General features: G+C 56.2%; 1 pseudogene. It reads right to left on the bottom strand.

Features of this window, described 5'->3' with window-relative positions:
- Window positions 1-249, bottom strand: a pseudogene (locus FDX19_RS25160) (class I SAM-dependent methyltransferase); the annotation flags it as partial.

Here is a 249-nt window from a genome sequence, read left to right as displayed (position 1 = left end):
AGTGCCAGATGCCAGCGGGAAAGCTGCCTGACAGGCGGTCGTGGAGGCTGAGGTTGCACGCAAAGCTGCGTGGAGAATGAAGACCAGAGTCCCTGAACGCGCTGAATTTCTTCAGCAAGCTGCACCGGTTCAATGGTTACGCGGAAAAAGTGCTTCAGTTCCTGCCGGACGACGGGAACGGTATACGGCGCAGACCAGATCTCAGGCAGCGATACAGCGGTTTCATCGCCTTTACCGATAGCCATTAAC

This window comes from Citrobacter sp. wls619 (assembly GCF_005281345.1).
Taxonomy (GTDB): domain Bacteria; phylum Pseudomonadota; class Gammaproteobacteria; order Enterobacterales; family Enterobacteriaceae; genus Citrobacter.
Note: the sequence above shows the minus strand (reverse complement) of the source record. Positions and strands in the feature narration are given on the sequence as shown.